General features: G+C 73.1%; 13 protein-coding genes. 11 read left to right on the top strand and 2 right to left on the bottom strand.

From position 1 onward, the window contains the following. Window positions 1-108: 108 nt before the first annotated feature. Window positions 109-5,559 (bottom strand): ATP-binding protein, encoded by a 5,451-nt coding sequence (locus ACFQO7_RS02290; RefSeq protein WP_376804775.1) that lies wholly within the window; start codon window positions 5,557-5,559, stop codon window positions 109-111. 149 nt (window positions 5,560-5,708) lie between these two features. After that, window positions 5,709-6,767 carry a cation diffusion facilitator family transporter gene (locus ACFQO7_RS02295; protein ID WP_376804776.1) on the bottom strand — a complete coding sequence of 353 codons (1,059 nt, stop codon included), beginning with the start codon at window positions 6,765-6,767 and terminating at the stop codon, window positions 5,709-5,711. 233 nt (window positions 6,768-7,000) lie between these two features. On the opposite strand from ACFQO7_RS02295, the gene ACFQO7_RS02300 reads away from it, so the two are divergent. From ACFQO7_RS02300 to ACFQO7_RS02350, 11 genes are all read left to right on the top strand, one after another. Further along, window positions 7,001-8,578 carry an MFS transporter gene (locus ACFQO7_RS02300; RefSeq protein ID WP_376804777.1) on the top strand — a complete coding sequence of 526 codons (1,578 nt, stop codon included), beginning with the start codon at window positions 7,001-7,003 and terminating at the stop codon, window positions 8,576-8,578. 15 nt (window positions 8,579-8,593) lie between these two features. Beyond that, window positions 8,594-9,559, top strand: a complete 966-nt coding sequence (locus ACFQO7_RS02305) for a DUF389 domain-containing protein (protein WP_376804778.1) — start codon at window positions 8,594-8,596, stop codon at window positions 9,557-9,559. Window positions 9,560-9,766: 207 nt separating this feature from the next. Further along, a complete protein-coding gene (locus tag ACFQO7_RS02310) occupies window positions 9,767-11,377 on the top strand; it encodes an ABC transporter ATP-binding protein (RefSeq protein ID WP_376805013.1) in 1,611 nt (536 codons plus the stop codon). Beyond that, entirely contained in the window at window positions 11,374-13,143 is a 1,770-nt protein-coding gene (locus ACFQO7_RS02315) for an ABC transporter ATP-binding protein (RefSeq protein ID WP_376804779.1), read from the top strand. Before ACFQO7_RS02310 ends, ACFQO7_RS02315 begins: the two co-directional genes overlap by 4 nt. Window positions 13,144-13,296: 153 nt before the next feature. After that, window positions 13,297-13,872: a DUF2199 domain-containing protein gene (locus ACFQO7_RS02320; protein ID WP_376804780.1), complete on the top strand. Its 576-nt coding sequence runs from the start codon at window positions 13,297-13,299 to the stop codon at window positions 13,870-13,872. A 105-nt stretch (window positions 13,873-13,977) separates the two neighbouring features. After that, on the top strand, window positions 13,978-14,571 hold the full coding sequence (locus ACFQO7_RS02325) for an antibiotic biosynthesis monooxygenase (protein ID WP_376804781.1): 594 nt from the start codon (window positions 13,978-13,980) through the stop codon (window positions 14,569-14,571). Window positions 14,572-14,784: 213 nt separating this feature from the next. Further along, a complete protein-coding gene (locus ACFQO7_RS02330) occupies window positions 14,785-16,698 on the top strand; it encodes a GTP-binding protein (protein WP_376804782.1) in 1,914 nt (637 codons plus the stop codon). Window positions 16,699-16,846: 148 nt separating this feature from the next. Further along, the gene (locus tag ACFQO7_RS02335) at window positions 16,847-17,800 is read left to right on the top strand and encodes a redoxin family protein (RefSeq protein ID WP_376804783.1); all 954 of its coding nucleotides are present in this window, start codon (window positions 16,847-16,849) and stop codon (window positions 17,798-17,800) included. 15 nt (window positions 17,801-17,815) lie between these two features. After that, window positions 17,816-18,298, top strand: coding sequence for a VOC family protein (locus tag ACFQO7_RS02340; protein WP_376804784.1), 483 nt, complete (start codon window positions 17,816-17,818; stop codon window positions 18,296-18,298). Beyond that, window positions 18,295-19,617: a diguanylate cyclase gene (locus ACFQO7_RS02345; RefSeq protein ID WP_376804785.1), complete on the top strand. Its 1,323-nt coding sequence runs from the start codon at window positions 18,295-18,297 to the stop codon at window positions 19,615-19,617. The genes ACFQO7_RS02340 and ACFQO7_RS02345 overlap by 4 nt, the downstream gene beginning before the upstream one ends. Before the next feature lie 176 nt (window positions 19,618-19,793). Further along, window positions 19,794-22,583, top strand: a complete 2,790-nt coding sequence (locus tag ACFQO7_RS02350; protein ID WP_376804786.1) for a helix-turn-helix transcriptional regulator — start codon at window positions 19,794-19,796, stop codon at window positions 22,581-22,583. The last annotated feature ends 62 nt before the right edge of the window (window positions 22,584-22,645 follow it).

The following is a 22,645-nucleotide window of genomic DNA, read 5'->3' on the forward strand; positions in this document are numbered from 1 at the left end:
TCGATGGTGAATCAAATGGGTGCGACTAACGGCAAGTAATCACACTTACGAAGCCGGTCAGGGCGCCAACAAGTGACGCACTGACCGGCTTTTGGACGAATGCTCGTGTTAGGCGACCATGAGTCCCCGCTCGATGGCCGCGATGATCTGCGGGCGCATCTCCGCGGCGCTGATGATGGCGTCGACGGAGCCGACCTGCACGGCACGCTGGATGCTGTGCACGCCGTCGAACTCGGCGGCGACCTCGCTCAGCTTCTCCGCCCGGACCGAGGCCCGCACGTCGAGCAGCTGCCCGACCAGGGCCGCCTTCTCGCCACCGGTCGCGGCCACGATCCGGGTCTCCAGGTCGACCACCCGCGGGTCCTTGGCGGTACGGGCGTTGACGTCACCCGCGAACACCACGGCCGCGGCCGGCGCGCCGCCGAGCACGGAGGCGAACGAGCCCTCCAGCGCCAGCACCGTCATGTTCGGGTTGAGCGCCTTGGAGAACACCACGAACGCGCCGCCGTGGTAGCGGGAGATCACGCAGAACACGATCGGGCCGCGGAAGTTCACGATCGCCCGGCCGATCTCCGCGCCGTACTCCAGCTGCAGCTTGCGCATCGACTCCGGCGAGCCGTCGAACCCGGACAGGTTCGCCAGCACGACCAGCGGCCGGTTGCCGCTGGCGGCGTTGATGGCCCGCGCCGCCTTCTTCGACGACTGCGGGAACAGCGTGCCCGCGGTGTACGTGTCGGGGCCGTCGGTGGGCGGGAAGCCGCGCCGCGGCACCGACCGGGACTCGATGCCCAGCAGGCACACCGGGATGCCGCCCAGGTGCACGTCCTGCACGACCGTCGTCTCGGCGTCGGCCATGCCCGCCCAGCGCTCCAGGATCGTGTGGTCCTGGTCGGCCAGCGCCCGCATCAGCGTGCGGATGTCGAACGGCTTCTTACGGTCGGGGTTGTGCTCCTTGGAGAAGATCTGCCCGACGGTGGTGAAGTCGCTGTCCGGCACCGCGTGCGGGAACGGCGAGATGTCGCGGTCGACCGGGTCGGTGGTGGCCGCCCGGCGCGGACCGGACTCACCCGGCGCGATGTAGGCGTGCTCGTGATGGGCCATCAGCACGCCCTGGGCGGCCCGCAGATCCGGGGCCCAGTACTGGGCCTGGCCGTTGGGGCCCATGACCCGGTCGTAGCCGCCGATGCCGAAGTTGTCCTCGGCCGACACGCCGCCGGAGAAGTCCAGCGACTGCTTGCCGGTCAGCACCATCGCCGAGTCCGGGGTCATCACCAGGATGCCCTTGGTGTGCATGAGCATGGTGGCCTCGGCGTTCCAGTACGGCTGCGCGCCGACCGTGATGCCCGCGACCACGATGTTGATCTCGCCGCCGTCCTGGGTGAACTCCACGATGCGCTTGAGCGCCGCGGCCACCCAGTCCATGTTCTCGGTGCCCGAGTCCATCGAGATCCGGGCGCCGGCCGACAGCGCGAACCAGTCGAGCGGCACCTGCATCCGCTCGGCGAGGTTCAGCGCCGCGATGATGCGCGCGCACTCCGGCTCCGACAGCGCGCCCAGCGCCTTGGTCGGGTCGCCGAGCAGCACCACCCGGGTGACGCCCTCGGGGTAGCGCGCGGTCGGCGTGCTGACCACACCGGCCACGATGCCCGCCTTGTTGCGCCCCTTCGGCCGCTCCACGGCGACCAGCTCACCCGTGTCGTCCAGGTCGTACTCGGTGAAGCTGCCCTCGCGGCCGGCCAGCAGGCCGGTCAGCTCGTACGGGTAGGTCGTGCCGCGGCGGCGGGCCGACAGCACCTTCTGCCGGTAGTCGTCCAGCGGCTCGATCGGCTCGGTCGTCGGCGCGGTCACCGACATGCGCATGCCCTGGTCGAAGGACACCTCGACCGCGACGTCGCTCATCTCGCCGGTGACCTGGTCGCGCTGGCGGCCCAGGACGAGCACCTGCTCCAGGCCCGCCCCGGCGGTGCGCGGCAGCACGCGCTGGATGACCGTGTTCAGGTCCTCCATGGTCAGCTCGCTGTTCGGCCAGACGTACAGCGTGATGCGGTTGGTGTCGAGGCGCTTCTTGGCCGGTCGCCGCGCCTGCACCTTGCGGATCGCGTCGAGGCAGCCGTCGAGCATGCCCTCCAGGGCCGGCAGGGCCAGCACCCGCCCGTCCGCGTCGCGCAGCGGGGTCAGGTCGCGGACCTGCGCCATCGCGGCGAGGCGCTCGTCGGCCGGGTTGTCCGGGGCGACGCAGCGGAAGAGGTAGACCTCCTCGTCGATCGAGGGCAGGCGGGTCAGGTCGAAGTTGCGCAGCCGCGGCAGCTGCAGGCGCTCGGCGATCTGCGGGTGCAGTCCGCGGATCACCCGGTCCTCGCCCTGGCCCGGCTGGAAGGTGAAGTGGTGGTGCATGGCCGCGCCGGTCGGGCCGGCCACCGACACCGTCACCCGCTGGAGTGCCTCCGGCAGCCCGGCGCGGTCGAGCACCTCGCGCAGGGTGGTGGCCATCGTGTCCGTGTCGGGCTGGTCGGCCCAGGTCAGGTAGACGTCGGCGAACGCCGCCCCGTCGACGAGCCCGGCCGTCTTCTCCAGCGCGGCAGGCAGCTCGGCGAAGTCGGTCGCCGTCGAGATCAGCCGGAAGCGCTCACCGTCGCGGGCGTACGCCGCGGTGAAGAACGTGTGCCCGGCGACCTCGGCGCAGCGGGTGTCGCTGACGCCGCGGTTGCCGTAGTAGCGGCGGCTGAGCACCTCCAGCATCGGCCCGTTGTCGGCGTGAGGCCGGCCGATGCGCTGCGCGAGCAGCCGCACCAGCGGCTCCGGCGAGGCGACCATCTTCGCGATGCGCTCGTCGCGGTCGGCGGCGGCCGGGTCGCGGTCGAGCTGGCGCAGGTGGTCGCGGACCTCGTTGTAGACCTCGGCGCGCTTGCGGCGCAGCATCGGCTGGGCGGCCCAGCGGAACACGATGCTGCGGGCCAGGTCGCCGACGACCGGGAACCGGACCTGGGTCGCCCAGATCAGGTGCTCCAGCGCCTGGCCGACCGCCTCGCGCTGGGCCTCGCCCGGGATCGGCTCGGTCAGCCACTGCTGCAGCAGCGACACGATGACCGCGACGTCGGCGGAGGAGCGCTGCTGCGCCAGGAAGATCCGGAAGACGGCCTCTTCCAGCTGGGGCGTACGGTCGAAGCCGTCGACGCCGTAGTGCGCGAGCACCCGGCCCAGCCGCTGGCGGAACGCGTCGGGCAGCCCGGCCCGGTCGACGTCCAGGCTCTGCAGGTAGGCGTGGAAGAACTCGCGCGGGCTGTGCACCCGGGTGTCGGCCTGGGTCTCCTCGCCGGCCGGCCGGTTGCGGCTCAGCTCGGACAGGTCGGCGAACACCTGCAGCAGTTCGGTTTCGCCCTCGATCGGCACGCGGCCCAGTTCGGCCCGCCCGGCCAGGTACGCCGACAGGGCCCGGCGCTCGTCGCGCGGGTCGAGGTCGTAGCCGAGCAGCAGGCTGCGCAGGTCGGCCAGTCCGCGCGCGACCCGGGCCTCGGCGGTCAGGCCGGCCGGCTCGGGCGGCAGCTCCAGGTCCACGGTCTCGGTCGTGGCGGTCTCGGCCGCGCTGTCGTCGCCGACCGGCTCCAGGCGCATCAGCGGCGCGCCGGACTCGACCTGGCTGCCGACCGACACCGCGATCTCGCGCACCTTCGACTTGACCGGTGCGCGCAGCACGGTCTCCATCTTCATGCTCTCCAGCACGAGCACCGGCGCGCCGGCCTCGACCTCGTCGCCGACCTGCAGCGGGGTCGCGACCACCAGCGCCGGGGCGGGGGAGCGCAGCACGCCGCCCTCGTCGCGGCTGACCCGGTGCGTGACGCCGTCGACCTCGACCAGGTGGATCGGGCCGTGGGTGTCGGTGACCAGCCGGAAGCGGCGGCCGTTGACCAGGACCCGGCCGGTGTGCTCGTCGAAGCGCTCCAGCTCGACGTCCACGGTCGGGGTCTCGCCGATGCCGACCCGGAAGCGGTGCGGCCCGATCTGCGCGACCGACACCCGGTAGGCGGCGCCGCGCAGCTTGAGGTCGATGGGGCGGCCGCTCTTGTGCTGCACCTGCGGGCGGCCGCCGTGCGCGGTGGACAGCAGCCGCTGCTGCTCGACGAGCGCCTCGTCCTCGTACGCCTCGATCGCTGCGGCGGCCAGCGCGATGCCGGAGTGCTTGGCCGAGACCAGACGGCCCTGCGCGCGGACCCGGTCGATCCAGCCGGTGTCGGCGCTGCCGTCGATCACCTCGGGCTGGTCGAGCAGGTCGAGCAGGAAGCTCTTGTTGGTCGCGCCGCCCTCGATGATGACGGTGGTGTCGGCGACCGCGCGGCGCAGCCGGCCCAGCGCCTCCTCGCGGGTACGCCCGAAGGCGATGATCTTCGCGATCATCGAGTCGAAGTCGGCGGGGATGACGTCGCCCTCGCTGACGCCGGTGTCCACCCGCACGCCGGGGCCCGCGGGCAGGGTCAGCCGCTCGATGCGGCCGGGGGACGGGGCGAAGTCGCGGTCGGGGTCCTCGGCGTTGAGCCGGGCCTCCACCGCGTGGCCCACCTCGGTCGGGACCAGGTCGCCCAGCCGGCCGCCCGAGGCGACGTGGATCTGCGCCTTGACCAGGTCGAAGTCGGTGGTCGCCTCGGTGATCGGGTGCTCGACCTGCAGGCGGGTGTTGACCTCCAGGAAGGCGAACAGCTTCTCGCCCGGGTGGTACAGGAACTCCACCGTGCCCGCGCCGCGGTAGTTCACCGCCAGCGCCAGCCGCTCGGCCGCCGCCTTCACCTCGGCCACCTGCTCGGGAGCGAGCACCGGCGAGGCGGACTCCTCGATGACCTTCTGGTTGCGCCGCTGCACGGAGCAGTCGCGCACGCCCAGCGCCCACGCGGTGCCCTGGCCGTCGGCGATGACCTGGACCTCGACGTGCCGGGCGCCGGTGACCAGGCGCTCCAGGAACACGATGCCGCTGCCGAAGGCGCGCTTGGCCTCCAGGCTGGTGCGCTCGTACGCGTTGGCCAGCTCCTCGTCGCTGCGCACCACGCGGATGCCGCGCCCGCCGCCGCCGGCGGTGGCCTTGAGCATCAGCGGGTAGCCGATCTCGGCCGCCGAGCGGGTGGCCGCCTCCAGGCTCTCCACCGCGCCGCGGCTCCACGGCGCGACCGGAACGCCGACCTCCTCGGCGATCAGCTTCGAGCCGATCTTGTCACCGAGCTTGCGCATCGCCTCGGCGCTCGGGCCGATGAAGGTGACGCCGATCTTCTCGCACAGCTCGGCGAACGTGGGGTCCTCGGCGACGAAGCCCCAGCCCACCCACGCGGCGTCGGCCTGCATCTCGACCAGGGCGCGCTCCAGCACGGCGTGGTCGAGGTAGGGGCGCGCGGACGCTGGGCCGAGGCAGTAGCTGTCGTCGGCCTCGCGGACGAAGGTCGCGGTGCGTTCCGCTTCGGTGTAGAGCGCGATGGTCTCGATCGGTGGCGCGCCGGACTCCGCGTTGATCTCGCGGACGGCGTGGATCAGCCGCATGGCGGCCTCACCCCGGTTGACGATGGCGATGCGATTGAACACCGAGTAAGCCTTCCAAAGAACCGAACGAAGAACCCCATGGGGTGGGTCCCCGTCAACAACCTTTGCAGCTACTGAGCGGTAGCAAACCGTTGTACTGGTCAGGGGACGACAGCTAATTTTGTGGAGAACCACCAAAACCAGATGGCGCTCTATTGGACATCCTGGCGCATTTCCGGACAAGATCCGGTGTCGTCCGGCGCCAGTGACGGCTCGTCCGGGGCGGAGAGGCTGAAGACCGCCCCGGCCACCGCCGCGCTGGCGGCGATCTTGGCTTCCAGTGCCCGCAGCCGCACCGCCACCTGCGACTCGGTGTCTTCGCCGGTGAGGTCGACGTCGCCGACCACCGAGATCATGCGTGGTCCCACCACCTCCAGCCGCAGGTAGGTCACCCGGGAGACCTCGGGCATGGCCAGCATCGACCGCAGCACCGCGGTGCGCACCCGCGGGTCGGCCTCCTCCCCGACGAGGAACCGGCGGTTGCGGTTGATGAGGACCGCCGCGACCACCACGAGCAGGACCCCGACCAGGATCGACCCGACGGCGTCCGGCACGGCCGAGCCGGTCAGCTGATGCGCGGCCAGCCCGGCGGTCGCCAGCACCAGGCCGGTCAGGGCCGCGGCGTCCTCGGCGAACACGGCCCGCAGCGCCGGATCGGAGGTGGCCAGCACGTGCTCGATGAGATCGCGCTGCATCACCCTGGCGTCCGCCCGGGCCTGGCGCACCGACTGCACGAACGACACGCCCTCCAGCAGGAACGACAGGGCCAGCACGGCGTACCCGAGGAGGAAGTCGTCGGCCGGGGTCGGGTTGCGCAGCTGGCCGACGCCGTGCGTGATCGAGAACGCGCCGCCGGCCACGAACAGCCCCACCGCCGCGAACAGCGACCAGACGTACGCCTCGCGGCCGTGTCCGAGCGGGTGCTGCCGGTCGGCCGGGCGGACGGCGCGGCGGTTGGCCACGAGCAGGAACACCTCGTTGCCGGTGTCCGCCCAGGAGTGCGCCGCCTCTGCGGTCAGCGACGCCGACCTCGTGATCAGCGCGGCGGCCGTCTTGGCGACCGCGATCAGCAGGTTGGCCCCGAACGCCACGAACACGGTGCGCAAGCTGTCGGGCGCGCGGGTGTCACCGGGCAGCAGGAAGGCGAACCCGCCCGGCGCACCGTCGCCTGCGGATTCCTGCGGTGGGCCGGTGCGGCCCGGTCGACTCATCGATCGCCACCTGCGCGGGTGATCATCTGCTCCCTGCCGGTCGTCTCCGCCTCCGACCATATCCGGCCCCGCCGAGGCCGAACGTTCCGGTGTGGATCGACAACCGTCTCGGCCAGTTTTTCACTTTCGGGCCGATAGGGCGGATCTAATGCCGCAAACAACTCATGAAGGACAGAACACTCGATAGCCTGAGCGAAACACCTCGCCGACCGGATGGGGAGGGGAGTGGGCCGATGACCTCATCGCCGGACGGGCGGCCGCCGGCGCCGGCGCGGCAGGGGCTCGTGCTCGCCGCGCTGATCCTGGTGGCGGCGGTGGCCAATCTCAACCTGGCCGTCGCCAACGTGGCACTGCCCGACATCGGCCGGGCCTTCGACTCCTCGCAGACGGCGCTCAACCTCATCGCGGTCGCGTACTCGCTCGGCCTGGCCTGCTCCGTGCTCTACCTCGGCGCGCTGGGCGACCGGTACGGGCGCAAGCTCATGCTGGTGCTGGGCATCCTGCTGTCGGTCCCCGCGTGCCTGCTGGCCGCGTACGCGCCGACGGACACCGTCCTCATCGTCGCCCGCTTCGTCGGCGGGCTGTCGGCGGGCATGGCCTACCCGACCACGCTGGCGCTCATCGCCGCGCTGTGGTCGGGACCGGCCCGCACCCACGCCATCGCGCTCTGGTCGGCGGTCGGCGGCGCGATCGCCTCACTGGGGCCACTGGCCGCGGGTTTCGCCCTGGAGCGCTTCTGGTGGGGCTCGGTCTTCCTGCTCACCCTGCCGCTCGCGGCGCTCGCGCTGGTCATGGCCCTGGCGCTGGTGCCCGCGCACGTGCACGAGACCACCGAACCGGTCGACAACCTCGGCGGCATCCTGTCGGTCGTCCTGGTCGGCGCGGCGATCCTGGCCATCAACTTCGCGCCCGTGCCGAACTCCGGCGCGCTCGTCGCGGGACTGACCGTGCTCGCGCTGGCCGCGGTCGTCGCGTTCGTGCTACGCGAGCGCCGCGCCGCGAATCCGCTCTACCATCTGGGCATCGCCTCCCGGCGGGTGTTCTGGGTCGCGGCCTGCGCGGGCATCATCGTGTTCGGGTCGCTGATGGGCGCGATGTTCGTCGGCCAGCAGTTCCTGCAGAACGTGCTCGGCTACACCACGGTGCAGGCCGGTATGGCGATCCTGCCCTCGGCGATCCTGATGGTGCTCATCGCGCCGCGTTCGGCGAAGCTGGTCGAGTCGCACGGGGCCAGGTTCACGCTGCTCACCGGATACGTCTTCGTGCTGCTGGGGTTCCTGACCATGCTGCTGCTGTGGCGGGAGGGCATCGGCTACTGGCAGGTCGGCCTCGGCTACGCCTTCATCGGCGCGGGCGTCGGGTTCGCGGGCACGCCCGCCTCGCACTCGCTGACCGGGGCGGTCCCGGTGACCCGGGCCGGCATGGCCTCCGGCACCGCCGACCTGCAGCGCGACCTCGGCGGTGCGGTCATGCAGTCGATCTTCGGGGCGCTGCTGACCGCCGGGTACGCCACCGCCGCCGCGGCCGCCGTCACCGCCGCCCCGCCCAGCCCGGAGATCACCGCCAGCGTGCAGGCGCAGCTCACCAAGTCGTTCTCCAGCGCCGCCACCACCGCCGAGCAGTACCCGCAGTACGCAACGCAGATCATCGCGGGGGCGAAGGAGGCGTTCCTGCAGGGCGACCAGTGGGCCTACCTGGCCGGCATCGTCGCGGTGCTGATCGGCGCGGCCATCGTTTACGTGTTCTTCCCCCGTAAAGAGCAGGAGCAGCGGCTGCTCGACGAGTACGCGGCCACCGACGCGGGCAGCTGACGGGCGGGTGGGCCCATGGAAATGATCCACATCCGGGCGGTGAGCCCGCCGGATCTCAGCGACCGGCTCGTCGGCGTGCTGGCCGCCGATCCGGCCGTCGTCAATCTGGTCGTGCTGCCCGGGGCGGCCCGCAACCCCGACGGCGACGCCGTCGAGTGCGACCTGCTCACCGGCGCGGCCAACCGGGTCCTGCGCAGCTTTCGCGACCTGGGCGTCGACCGGCGCGGCTCGGTCGTCATCGAACACGTCGAGCTGGCCCTGTCCGAGCGGGCCGCGCAGGCCGAGACCCGGCGGCTCGGCGCGCTCGCGCGGGCGCCGGTGTGGGACGAGGTCCAGTCCCGCATCCGGGCCGGGGCCTTCTACACGCCGAGCTTCTATCTCTTCCTGGCCGTCGCGGGCGTCATCGGCGCGGTCGGCATCCTCACCAACTCGGAGATCCTGATCGTCGGGGCGATGGTCGTGGGACCCGAGTACGCGGCCGTCGTCAGTGTCGCCTCCGGGCTGGACCGCCGTGCGTGGGCCCCGGTCCGCAAAGGGCTGTCCGCGCTGGCCGGCGGTTTCGCGCTGGCCTGCCTGGCGGCGTACGGGTTCGGCCTGGTCGTCCGTGGCACGGGCCGGACGCCGCCCGCCTTCGAGCTGGGGCTGCGGCCGGTGTCCCACCTGATCGACTCGCCGAACTTCTTCTCGCTGGTCGTCGCGGTGCTGGCGGGTGTCGTCGGGGTGGTGGCGCTCACCGAGGCGCGGTTCAGCACCATGCTCGGCGTGTTCATCTCGGTCACCACCATCCCGGCCGCGTCCGACATCGGCTTGGCCAGCGCGTACGCGTTGTGGCGGGAAGCCCGGGGCTCCCTGCTGCAACTGCTGCTCAACATCGTGGTGCTGATCGTGGTCGGCTTCGTCACGCTGCGCGCCCAGCGGTTCGTCTGGCGCCGGGTGGCGCAGCGGCGCGATCGCGTCGAGCCCGCCGTATCGAACGGGTGAACCGTCCAGAGCGCACACACCGGTGAGATGGGACAAAACCGGAAGCCGGCAGGCGGGGGCCGTCGGTAGCCTGGCCCCATGCCCCCACGCCTCCCACACCCCGATCCCGGCATTCCGGATACCAGAGGCCCCGTGCGGTACCTGTGGTGGCTGGTCCGCAGCCAGTGGCCGCGTGCCCTGCGCGGCAGCGTCGTCGGCACGGCGTGGATGATCGGGCTGGCCGTGCGGCCGTGGCTGATCGCGCGGGCGATCGACGACGGGCTGCGCACGGGTGACACCGGGGCGCTGCTGACCTGGGTCGCCGCGATCGTGGTCGCCGGGACGGTCGTCGCCTGGCTGGGCATCATGCGGCACCGGACGATGACCTTCCTGCGCGAGGACGCCACGGCCCGCTCCTCGCAGGTGGTGCTGCACCACATCGCCCGGCTCGGCGCGGTGCTGCCCCGCACCGTCGCGTCCGGCGAGATCGCGACCGTGTGCGGCACGGACGTGTCGCAGGCCTCGTGGGCCTTGACGATGACGGGGCCGGGCGTGGGCGCGGTCCTGTCCTACGCCATCGCGGCCGTCGTGCTGTGGTCGGTCGACCCGATGCTGGCCCTGTTCGTGCTGCTCGGCGTGCCCACCGTCGCGCTCGCGGTGGGGCCGCTGCTCAACCGGCTGCAGGGCGTCGACACCGCGTACCGGCACGAGCTCGGGATCCTGACCACCCGGGCCGGTGACATCGTGTCCGGGCTGCGGGTGCTGGCCGGGGTCGGCGGCCGCGACCTGTTCGCCCGCCGGTACGCGGCCCGATCGCAGAGCCTGCTCCGGCGGGGCTACCGGGTCGGCTCGATCATGAGCTGGGTGCAGGCGCTGACCGCGGGCATCCCCGCCCTGTTCCTGGCCGCGACCGTCTGGCTGGCGGCGCGCCTGGCGACCGAAGGCCAGATCACCGTCGGGGAGATGGTCGCCGTCTACGGATACACCGCGGTCCTGTCGGTGCCGGTCTGGTTCCTGCTCGAAGGCGGCTTCATGACCGTACGCGGCATCGTCGCGGCCCGCCGGATCATCGCGGTGCTGCGCATCGAGCCCGCAGCGGCCGCGTCCGGCGCCGCCCCCGCGGGCCCCGCCGAGCTGCACGACCCGCAGTCGGGGCTGACCGTGCCGGTCGGCCGTATGCTCGGTGTCGCGGCCGAGGACCCCGCGGACGCGATCGCGCTCGCCGACCGGCTCGGCCACTACGTGCCCAGCGACGTGACCTGGGGCGGGCTGCCGATCACCGGGGTCGACACGGAGCGGGTCCGGGCCCGCATCCTCGTCGCCGACCACGACTCGTACCTGTTCCCGGGCCCGCTGCGCGACGTGCTGCGCAGCCGCGGTGACGCCACCGACGCGCAGCTCGCCGCCGCGATCCGGACCGCCTCCGCCGACGACGTCGTGGAGTCGCTGCCCGGCGGGCTCGCCGCGCCGATCGAGGCCCGCGGCCGCAACCTCTCCGGCGGCCAGCGCCAGCGGGTGCGGCTGGCCCAGCACCTGCTCGCCGAACCCGACGTGCTCATCCTCGTCGACCCGACCTCGGCCGTCGACTCGCACACCGAGGCCCGCATCGCCGACCGGCTGCACGAGCACCGCGCCGGCCGGACCACCGTCGTCATCGCGACGTCCCCGCTGCTGCTGGACCGCACCGACCTCGTGGCGTTCGTCCGCGACGGCCGGGTCGCCGCCGTCGGCCGGCACGGCGAGCTGCTGGAGACCGAACCCGGCTACCGGGCGCTGGTCGCCCGCGACGCCGACGAGCCCGAGACCGACGCCGCCAGGCAGGTAGGAGCCGCGCGATGACCGAGACCACCGCCGTCGCCTCGGCGATGAAAGCACTGCCCGTCGCGGACCGGGCGACCGTGCGCCGCTCGGTCGCCGAACTGGCGCGCGCCGAGAGACGGTCGCTGATCCTCGCGCTCGTGCTGCACGTGGCCGCCGCGATCGCCGGGCTCGCCTCGCCGTGGCTGGTGGGGCGGATCGTCGACCGGGTCACCGCCGGCGCACCGGCCTCCGCCGTGGACATGTTCGCCGTGGCCATCGCCGGGTGCGTGCTGGCGCAGATCCTGCTGTCGCGCACCGCCCAGAACGTCGGCAACCGGTTCGGTGAACGGGCCAACGCCCGGCTGCGCGAGGACTTCGTCGCGCGTACGCTGCGCCTGCCGATCGCCGTGGTCGAGCGGGCGGGCACCGGTGACCTGGCCACCCGCAGCTCCGTCGACGTCGCCACCGTCGGCAACGCCGTCCGCCAGGTCGTGCCGACCGTGCTGATCTCGATCATCCAGCTGCTGCTGGTCGTCGCGGCCGCGTTCCTGCTGCACCCGCTGCTCGGCGTGCTCATCCTCGCCGGGGCGCCGACGACCCTGGCCGTCGCCCGCTGGTACCTGCGCCGGGCCCCGCAGGCGTACCTGGCCGAAGGGGAGGCGGCCTCGGAGCTGACGGAGTCGATGACGGCCACCGCCGAGGGCGCGCGAACCGTGGAGGCGCTGCGGCTGACCGAGCAGCGGACCCGCGAGGGCACCGCGCGCATCGCCCGCCAGTGGACGACCCGCCGGACGACGCTGGCGCTGCGCAGCGTGTTCTTCCCCGTCGTCGAGTTCGGATACGCGCTGCCCGCCGCGGCGATGCTGCTCGCGGGCGGGTTCTTCCTGGCCAACGGCTGGGTCAGCCTCGGCGCGGTGGTGGCGGCCACCCTCTACGCCCAGCAGTCGATCGAGCCGGTCGACCGCATCATGATCTTTCTGGAGCAGGCGCAGCGGGGATTCGCCTCGCTCGCCCGCGTCCTCGGCATCGGCCTGGTCGCGCCCGAACCCCGCGGCGTAGCCACGGCCCCGCCCGGGCAGCGGCTCGTCGTCCGCGGCGTGCGGTTCCGCTACGCCGGCGGCCACGACGTGCTGCACGGCATCGACCTGGAGGTGCGCCCCGGCGAGCGGCTCGCCGTCGTCGGCCCCTCCGGCGCGGGCAAGTCGACGCTGGCCCGCCTGCTCGCCGGGATCGACGCGCCCCGCGAAGGAACCGTCAGCCTCGGCGGCGTCGCGGTGACCGACCTCGACCCCGCCGAACGCCGCCGCCGCATCGCGCTGGTCACCCAGGAGCACCACGTCTTCATCGGCACGCTGCGCGACAACCTCGCCTTCGCCGCGCCCGGCGCGACCGACGACGACATGCTCGCCGCACTCGTCGCCGTGGGCGCGGACTGGTACGCCGACCTGCCCGACGGTCTCGACACCGAACTCGGCGACGGCGCGCGGGCGCTGAACCCGGCCGACGCGCAGCAGGTGGCGCTGGCACGGCTGGTGCTCGCGGACCCGCACACGCTGATCCTCGACGAGGCGACGGCGGCGCTGGACCCGACGACCGCCCGCCGCACCGAACGCTCGCTCGGCGCGGTTCTGCACGGCCGGACCGTGATCGCCATCGCGCACCGGCTCTACACGGCGCACGACGCCGACCGGGTCGCCGTCCTGGCCGACGGCCGGATCACCGAGCTGGGCAGCCACGACGAGCTGGTCCGCGCGGACGGGGCGTACGCGGCGCTGTGGCGCTCCTGGCACGGCGACAAGGCCTGAGGCCCGCCGGTTCGGCATGGTGCCCAGAGCTTCACACGCCACTTCGCCCGTGCGTGAGCTATCGACTGCTGTCGACGGGATCCTCTCGTGGTCCGGTGCGGTGTAGGGTCTGGCCGCCGCACTCGCGGCGACGATCGAGACGGGGGATCTGCCGTGGCCGAGGAGACCGCGAATCTGTGTAGCTGCTGCGGTGAGCCGCTGCCGCCGGGCAACCTCGCGTGGGACCTGGAGATGCCGGATCCGGTCGCCTACCTGGACGACGACGACCGGGCACAGCGCACCCTGTTCGAGTCGGAGCAGGTCTTCAACATCGCTGGCCTGGGCGCCTTCATCCGGGTGATCCTGCCGGTGCCGGTCGAGCACGACCGCACCGCGACCTTCGGGGTATGGCTGTGCGTCCCCGACGCCAAGGAGTGGACCCGGATCAACGAGGCGGCCAGGAAGGGCGGCTCGGCCTGGGCGGGCACCACCTTCGAAGGGCGGCTGGCCACCGCGCTCCAGCCCTGGCCGGACGTCTTCGGCGCGTGGACCCGCGCGGTCGTGCCCGGCCCGGACCAGGTGCCCCGCCTGGTGCACAGCCATGATCCGCTGCTGGCGCGGGTGCTGACCGAGCGGTGGCCCGAGGAGCTGATCCGCACCCGCGGCTTGCACGCGGTCCGGCCGCTGAGCGGCGGCCCGACCCCGAATCCGTACCGACGCTCGCTCTGGTCGCGGCTGAGCGGCCGCTGACCCGGACCGTCGCGGCCGGACTCGCCGCCCCGACGTGACCAAGAACGCGCCCCGAACGCGATCCCGGTAACACCGCCGCGCCGCGCGGCCGCGTTAGATGGAGGCATGACCAGCAGCAACGGCGCCGTACCGGTGACCATCGCCATCACGCGCCGGGCCGACCCCAGCCACGCCCGCGAGATGATCGCGTGGATGCGGGCGGGCACCACCCTCGCCGAGGAGTTCCCCGGGTTCCTCGGGGCGGGGTGGGTGCGCCCGGGGCCGGGCTCCGTCGACTGGCACATGCTGTACCGGTTCGCCGACGCCGACGCACTGCGTACCTGGGAGGAGTCGGCGCAGCGGCAGTGGTGGCTGTCGTCGGCGCAGGGCATCGTCGAGCACGCCCGCACCGAGCGGCGTACCGGCATCGAGGGCTGGTTCGACCCGCCGCAGGAGCACAGCGTCGAGGAGGCGCGTACGCCCGCCCCGCCGCGCTGGAAGCAGGCGGTCACCATCTGGCTGGTGTTCTTCCCGCTCAGCCTGCTGGCCAACGCCGTGGTGGTGCGCTACCTGGCCGGGGCCCCGCTCGTGGTGCGCACGCTGCTCAGCACGCTGTGCCTGACCCCGCTGATGACTTACCTGATGCTGCCGTGGATCACCCGGCGGCTGGAGTGGTGGCTGCACGGCCGCCCCGCCCCCTGGCGCACCGCCCGCCGCTAGCCCGAAGGAAGGGCACCTTCTTAACGGACGTCCGTTAAGAAGGTGCCCTTCCTTCGTTTGGGGGCGGCGTGGCGGGCGGAAATCGGTCGCGCGGTGGGGCGGATGGTGGTTACGTGGGCGGCGGCAGACTTTCCACGGACGAGGAGCGGGACATGCGAGCGACGGTCGGTTCTTTCGAAGCTCTCCTGCCCGTTCGTTCGAAGGACTTGACGTTTGTCGCTCCGCACGCTCAATCTCGGGATCTTGGCCCATGTCGACGCCGGTAAGACGTCACTGACCGAGCGGCTGCTGTACGCGGCCGGGGTCATCGACACGGTCGGCAGTGTCGACACCGGCACGACGCAGACCGATTCGCTGGCGCTGGAACGACAGCGCGGCATCACCATCCGCTCGGCCGTGGCGTCGCTGCGTATCGCGGACACGGTGGTCAACATCATCGACACGCCCGGCCACCCGGACTTCATCGCCGAGGTCGACCGTGTCCTGGGCGTGCTCGACGGCGCGGTGCTCGTCGTGTCCGCCGTGGAGGGAGTGCAGCCGCAGACCCGGCTGCTCATGCGCGCGCTGCGGCGGCTCGCCGTACCGACGCTGATCTTCATCAACAAGATCGACCGGGGTGGCGCCGACGCCGGCCGCACCCTCGCGGACCTGGTGCGCCGCCTGGAGGTGAAGGCCGCGCCGATGACCCGGGTCAGGTGGCCCGGCGAACGCCGCGCACAGGCCGAGCCGGACACCGGGGCCCTGGCCGACGTGCTCACCGGCGAGAGCGAGGCGCTGCTCGCCGCGTACGTCGCCGACGAGTCCTGCCTGACGCCGCAGCGGCTGCGCGCCGAACTGGCCGCGCAGACCGCCCGGTGCGCGGTGCACCCGGTCTTCGCCGGCTCGGCGATGACCGGCGCGGGCGTGAACGCCCTGATGGCGGGCCTGACGGAGCTGCTGCCCGCGTCGGCCGGCGACCCCGCCGCGCCCCCGAGCGGGCGGATCTTCAAGATCGAACGCGGCCCGGCGGGGGAGAAGGTCGCCTACGTGCGTATGTTCGACGGGACCCTGCACCTGCGCGACCACCCGACCGGCGGCCGGGACCGGATCACCGGGCTGCACATGCTGGCGCAGGGCCACTGGACCCCGCACGACAGCGTCACCGCGGGCGGGATCGCGGCGCTGCGCGGCCTGGCCGCCGTGCAGGTCGGCGACGCCGTCGGCGCGGCGCACGGCCTGGCCGCACACCACTTCGCCCCGCCCATGCTGGAGGCGCTGCTGGTGCCCGCCGACCCCGCCGACGGCGCGCGCCTGCGCTCGGCGCTGGCGCAGCTCGCCGAGCAGGACCCGCTGATCGACGTACGGGCCGACGAGCACCTCGGCACCGCCGTGTCGCTCTACGGCGAGGTGCAGAAGGAGGTCATCCAGGCCACCCTCGCCACCGAGTTCGGCATCGACGCGCACTTCCGGGAGACGACGACCCTTTGCGTCGAACGGCCCGCCGGGACCGGGCACGCGGTGGAGCGGCTCAACACACCGTCCAACCCGTACCAGGCCACCATCGGGCTGCGCGTCGAACCCGCACCGCCGGGTTCGGGAGTCCAGGTGCAGGTGCCGGTGGACTACCGGTACGCGCCGCTGTACGTGTACCGCACCCTCGACCTGTTCAAGCAGGCCATGGACGAGTACGTCCGCGACGCGCTGCGCGCGGGCCCGCGCGGCTGGCCGGTGACCGACTGCGTGGTGACCATGACCGAATCGCGGTACAGCGTCGCGGACGGGCCGCCGTCGCTGCGCGGGCCGGACAGCACCTCCGCGGACTTCCGCAAGCTGACCCCGCTGGTGCTGGCGCAGGCGCTGGCCGCGTCCGGGACCATCTTGTGCGAGCCGCTGGCCCGGGTGACCCTCGATCTCCCGGCGTGGGCGCTCGGGCCGGTCCTGAGCCTGCTCAGCAGGCTGCGGGCCGCCGTCGGCGACCAGGTCGCGCGCGGCGACGAGATGACGGTCGTCGCGACGCTGACCGCCGCCGACGCGCAGGAGCTGCACCGGGTGCTGCCGGAGGCGACCGGCGGCGAAGGCGTGCTGGAGTCGGCGTTCGCGGGTTACCGGCCGGTCCGCGCGGAGACGTCCGGCAGGCGACGGCGATGACCGGATGGGCGGCCTCGGCCGCACCGCGCGGTATGTCGCATTCCGGCCCGGGGCCCGCTACGGATAGCCGTTCCCGCAGCTGATCCACCACTTAACATCAGCGAAGAGGTGAAAGACATGACGACCACGCCACCGCGATAGGGCGACCATGACCGAGCCGGTGCACCTGCAGGCGTTCGACGGGGCGAGCGAGTGGCTCAACATCGCGCCGCTCGACCGCCCCGAGCTGCGCGGCCGGGCCGTGCTGGTCGACTTCTGGACGCTGACGTGCATCAACTGGCTGCGCGCCCAGCCGTACGTGCGTGCCTGGTCGCAGGCCTACCGCGACGACGGCCTGGTCGTCGTCGGCGTGCACACGCCGGAGTTCGCGTTCGAACGCGACAGCGGCCGGGTCCGGCAGGCCGTGGCGGCGCGGGAGATCGACTATCCGGTCGCGGTCGACAACGACTACGCCGTCTGGCAGGCGTTCGACAACCACTACTGGCCCGCGCTCTACTTCCTCGACGCCGCCGGCGTGGTCCGCGACCAGCACTTCGGCGAGGGCCGCTACGAGCGCTCCGAGCAGGTCCTCCAGCGGCTGCTCGGGGTGGAGCGGGCACTGGTCTCCACCCACGTCGAAAGCGACGGCGTGGAGGCCGAGGCGGACTGGACGCACCTGCGCTCGCCGGAGACGTATCTGGGCTACGCGCGCGGCGAGAACTTCGCCTCGCGGGGCGGGATCGCGTTCGACGAGCCGCGGTCCTATGACCTGCCCGCGGAGCTGCGCCTCAACCACTGGGCGCTCGCCGGCGAGTGGACGGCCGAACGCGAGAGCGTCGTGCTCGCCCGCGCCGGGGGAACCCTGGCCTGCCGGTTCCACGCGCGCGACGCCCATCTGGTCCTGTCCTCGGGCGAGCGTGGCCCGGTGGCGTTCCGGGTGCTCGTGGACGGCCGCTCGCCAGGGCGATCGCACGGCGTGGACGTCGATGAGAACGGCGCGGGCGTGCTCGATGAGGGACGGCTCTACCAGCTCGTACGCGAACGCGGCGACGTCCGCGAGCGCACCTTGGAGATCACGTTCGCCGAGCCCGGCGCCGAGGCGTACGCGTTCACGTTCGGGTGATCACAGGAGGTCAGCATGAACAGCGCGCAGCCAGACCGGCCGGCCGACGCCGTCGCCCCGCCGGCAGTGGACATGAAGGTCGAGGTCGTCGTCCTCCCGGTGGCCGACGTCGACCGCGCCCTGAACTTCTACCGCGGCCTGGGCTGGCGGCTCGACGCGGACTACGAGGCCGGGCCGAGGTTCCGGATCGTGCAGCTGACGCCGCCCGGGTCGGCGTGCTCGGTCCACCTGGGTCGGGGGCTCACCCCGGCGGCACCGGGCACGGTCCAGGGCACCTACCTCGTCGTCGACGACCTCGACCGGGCGCGTGAGGATCTGCTCGGCAGGGGAGTCGAGGTGAGCCCGGTGTTCCACAACACCTACGACAACGGCTTCCAGGAGCGGGTGGACGGCAGGGCTCCCGACGGCCGCAGTTACGCCTCGTTCGCCACGTTCACCGACCCGGACGGCAACGGATGGCTGATGCAGGAGGTCAAGGAGCGGGCACCGGGGCGGTGACCGGGCGGCACACCTGGTGGGAACGGTACGGGTTCGCGCGACTCCGGCGGTGGTGGCACGCGCTCGCCTGGCCGACCCGGGTCGGCCCGCGGCTGGCGGTGGCGTTCCTGCTGGTCGCCGCGCTGCTGCCGATGATCGGCCTGATCGCCGAACGCGAGCAGCGCATCACGGGCGCGCGGGACGCCCAGGTCGATGCGCAGGACCTGGCGCGGGTGACCGCGGCCGAGATCGGCGGCGGCGTCCAGGACCGCGGGCGGCTGGACAGTGCCGCCGCGCGGCCCTACCTCGACGACCTGAAACGCCAGACCGGCGGCGAAGTGGCGCTCGTCGACCTGCGGCGCGGCAGCGTCACCGGCACGACGCCCGCCGGGGCGGCGGGGCTGGCCGCCGACCCCGACGGGCAGATCGCCGCCACGCTGCGCGACGGCCTGATCCGCGCCGTCACCCGGCACGGTGCCGGATCGGAGGCCAAGCTGATGGTCGTCCCGATCCGCACCGCCGACGACGGCATCGTCGGGGCGCTGGTGCTCGACTACTCCAGGCTCTACGAACAGGTGCTGGCCACGAGCGCGCACAGCCGCCGGCTGACCGTCGCGGCGGGTCTGACCGGCATGGCGGTGGCGCTCGGGCTGGGCTGGGCGTTCTCGCGCGGGATGGTCCGCGACGTCCGCCGGCTCACGCAGGCGGCCACCAGGTACGCCGAGGGCGACTACGACACCCGGGCGGAGGTGAAGTCCCGCGGTGAGCTGCGGGAACTGGCCGAGGCGCTGAACACGATGGCCGGGCGCATCGCGCAGCGCCGGGCGGAGCTGGTCGACCTGGCCACGACCGACCCGCTGACCGGGCTGCCCAACCGCCGCGCGCTGCGCGCCGGCATGGCCCGCGAGCTGGAGCATGCCCGTCGCCGTGGCGGGCCGTTCTCGCTGATCCTGCTGGACCTCGACCATTTCAAGGCGGTCAACGACGAGTACGGGCACATCGCCGGTGATCTGGTGCTGCGCCAGGTCGGCAAGATCCTCCAGTCGCAGGTGCGCGCGACGGATCTGGCCGGCCGCCACGGCGGGGAGGAGTTCGCCGTGCTGCTGCCCGACACCGGCCGCGACGCGGCCCTGTGCACCGCCGAGCGGGTGCGGGCGGCGCTGTCGCACACGCCGATCGAGTTCCAGGGCCACGCGGTACAGGTCACCGCGAGCCTCGGCGTGGTCACCTATCCCGAGCACGGCCTGACCAGCGAGGAACTGGTACGCCGCGCCGACGTCGCGCTCTACGCCGCCAAACGGGCCGGCCGCGACCGCGTGCACAGCCCGCCCACCGCATGATCCGGCACACCGGCGCAGGCCGGCCGATCGCCGTACGCTGGTTACCGGCGGGTCGCCAGCGTCGCCCGTACCTTGCGCGGGCCTGGGCGCCGGTCTCCGCCGTTTCGTGCGCTGTCGTCACGAAACGGCAGACCCGTGATGATCAACGGGGCTGCGCGGTGAATCGGGGTGTGCCGATGACGTTGTTCGGCCGTGAGCCGCAGGTGCGCTCGCTGGAATCGGCGGCGGCGGAGGCCGCGGCAGGCCGCGGCTCGGCGACTCTGGTCGAGGGCGAGGCGGGCATCGGCAAGTCGGCGCTGCTGGACGTGGTCGCCGCACACTGCGACCGGTTGGGGATGCGGGTGCTGCGCGCGACGGGCGAGCAGCTGGAGCAGGACCTGCCGTTCGCGGTCGCCGGGGCTTGCCTGGGCGTGCTGACCACCGGCGGCCAGGCGAACCAGGCCCGGGTCGCGGCGCTGCTGCGGGGCGAGGGCGCGGACCGGCAGCCCGGCGCGGCCGGTCACGACTTCGTCGTCACCGAGGCGATGCTCGACCTGGTCGACGACTGGTGTGCCGCCGGGCCGGTGGCCGTGCTCGTCGACGACGTGCAGTGGGCCGATGCGCAGAGCATCGTGGTCCTGCACCGGCTGTGCCGCGGCATAGCGCAGTACCCGCTGCTGGTCGTGCTGGCCGCGGCCCCGGAGCCGTGCGGCGAGGCGATGGGCGCGCTGGTGCGCAGCATGACGGCCAAGGGCGCGCACCGCATGAACCTGCCGCCGCTGGACCCGCGCGCGGTCGCCGAACTGGTCGAGGCGACCGTCGGCGCGCCGACCGGGCCACAGCTGGCGAATCTGGTCGCTGCCGCGCAAGGCCATCCCCTGTACCTGTCCGAGCTGGTGGCAGGCCTGGCCCGGGACGGCGCGCTGCGGATCAGCCAGGGGCGGGCGGAGACCGACCACGAGACGCCTGCCGCGGAATCGCTACAGGCGATGATCATGTCGCGGCTCGGCCCGCTGCCATCGCAGACCCAGACCGTGCTGCAGCACGCCGCCGTGCTCGGCGCGAACGTGGACCTGCCGATGCTGGCCGCGGTACTGGAGACCCCGGTACTGGAGCTGGCCGAGGCGTTCACCGCGGCGGCCGGCGCGGGACTGCTCGTCGAAACCGAGGCCGGGCTGCAGTTCCGCCACGATCTGATCCGGCAGGGGCTCGCCCGGCAGACCCCGTCCTCGGTGCGTGGCGTGCTGCACCAGCGAGCCGCCCAGGCGCTGATGGACCGGGGCGCCGACGTCGAGCGGATCGCCGAGCACCTCGCCCAGCTCGACCACACCGAACACGGGCAGTGGCTGATGACGGCGGCCCCGCAGCTGACCGTACGCGCCCCGGACCTGGCCGTGACCCTGCTGCGCGCCGCCGCGGCCGCGGCCCCCGACGACCGGGCCGCGACCAGTCTGAACCTCGCGCTGATCCGGGCGCTGCTGTGGGCCGGCCAGACCGATGACGCCGAGCAGGTCCTGCACGACCAGCTCGCCGCCTTCCAATCGCCGGCCACCCGGACGCAGTTGCTCGAACTGCGCATGAACGGCTACTTCCGGCAGGGGCGGCTGCAGCAGGCCGCGGCCGCCGGTGAGGACGCGGCCCGGCTGGCACCGGCGCACCCCGGCCGCCTGTACGGCTTCGCCGCCGTGTGCCGGCTGCTGATCGGCGAGTTCGACACCGCCGACCGACTGGCAGGAGATGCGCTGCGTACCGGCCTGGCGACCGGTGATGCCGTCGCGCAGGCGTACGGCCACAACACCCTCGCGGTGCTCCGGTTCTCGCAGAGCCGGGTGCTGGAGGCGCTGGACCTCAACACCGACGCGATGACCGCGCTCGACAACGGCGACGCCACGATGGTCGTGGACCCGCTCGTGGTCCGGGCCATGTGCCTGTTCGCGCTGGACCGCCCGGCCGAACTGGACCTGGTCCTCGACGCCGCCATACGCCGCAACCGCGACACGGGCGGGGTCTACCTGACCAGCGCGCAGCTGCTGCGCGCCAACGTGCTGTTCCTGCGCGGACGCTGGGACGACGCGCTGGCCGAGATCCGCGCCGCGCTGGACAACCCGGACCCGCTGCATCAGGCCCCGGCGCTGCGGGGCCTGGCCGCACTAGTCGCCATGCACCGCGGCCAGGCGCGCACCCTCGACCCGGAACTGGACGAACTGGCGACCGCCAGGGTGCTGGAGGCGCCGTTCACGGCCCCGCTGCGCTGGGCCCAGGCCCTGGCGGAGGAGAACGAGGCGGGTCCCGGCGCGGCCCTCGACATCCTGTTCCCGATCTGGGCGCAGCCGCCGACCTTCAGCCCTCGCTGCATCGGCTACCGCCTGTGCGCGGACCTGGCCCGGCTGGCGTACGCGGCCGGTGACACGGGCCGCCTGCGGGTGCTCGCCGACACCACGGCCGATCTGCTGAGCCGGCAGGCCATCGGCAGCGTCGAGGGCACCGCCGCGTTCTGCGCCGGGCTGCTGCACGAAGAGCCTGCACAGCTGCTGGCCGCGGCGGCGTGGTTCGCGCAGGCCGGCTGGCCGATGCACGAGGGCTACGCCCGCGAGCACGCGACCGTGCTGCTGGCCGCGGCCGGCTGCCTCCAGCCGGCCCGGGACGAGCTGGCGGCCGCGGTGGCGCTCTACACGGGGCTGGAGGCGTCGCGCGACATCGACCGGGCCCGCTCCCGCGCCCGCCAGGCGGGCATCAGGCAGGGTGTACGCGGCCCGCGCGGCCGCCCGAAGCACGGCTGGGCCGCCCTGAGCGACACCGAGCACAAGGTCGCGCTCGCGGTGGCGGAGGGCAGGTCCAACCCCGACATCGCGGCGCAGATGTTCCTGTCGCCGCGCACCGTCCAGTCGCACGTGTCCAGCATCCTGGCCAAACTAGGGCTGCGTTCCCGGGTCGAGATCGCGGTCAGCGCGTCCACGGTGGAGGATCGCGCGGCGGCGGCCGGCTAGCACACCGGCCGAGCCGGTCGCCGGTGTGGGCCCCGGAGGCCGTCGCGGTGGCTGCCCGTAAG

Source organism: Catellatospora aurea (genome assembly GCF_042663325.1).
In the GTDB taxonomy this organism is placed as follows: Bacteria; Actinomycetota; Actinomycetes; order Mycobacteriales; family Micromonosporaceae; genus Catellatospora; species Catellatospora aurea.

Coding starts and splice junctions, on each gene's coding strand:
- ACFQO7_RS02295 (WP_376804776.1), bottom strand. CDS start 6,767: ATGAGTCGACCGGGCCGCACCGGCCCACCGCAGGAATCCGCAGGCGAC.
- ACFQO7_RS02300 (WP_376804777.1), top strand. CDS start 7,001: ATGACCTCATCGCCGGACGGGCGGCCGCCGGCGCCGGCGCGGCAGGGG.
- ACFQO7_RS02305 (WP_376804778.1), top strand. CDS start 8,594: ATGGAAATGATCCACATCCGGGCGGTGAGCCCGCCGGATCTCAGCGAC.
- ACFQO7_RS02310 (WP_376805013.1), top strand. CDS start 9,767: ATGATCGGGCTGGCCGTGCGGCCGTGGCTGATCGCGCGGGCGATCGAC.
- ACFQO7_RS02315 (WP_376804779.1), top strand. CDS start 11,374: ATGACCGAGACCACCGCCGTCGCCTCGGCGATGAAAGCACTGCCCGTC.
- ACFQO7_RS02325 (WP_376804781.1), top strand. CDS start 13,978: ATGACCAGCAGCAACGGCGCCGTACCGGTGACCATCGCCATCACGCGC.
- ACFQO7_RS02335 (WP_376804783.1), top strand. CDS start 16,847: ATGACCGAGCCGGTGCACCTGCAGGCGTTCGACGGGGCGAGCGAGTGG.
- ACFQO7_RS02340 (WP_376804784.1), top strand. CDS start 17,816: ATGAACAGCGCGCAGCCAGACCGGCCGGCCGACGCCGTCGCCCCGCCG.
- ACFQO7_RS02350 (WP_376804786.1), top strand. CDS start 19,794: ATGACGTTGTTCGGCCGTGAGCCGCAGGTGCGCTCGCTGGAATCGGCG.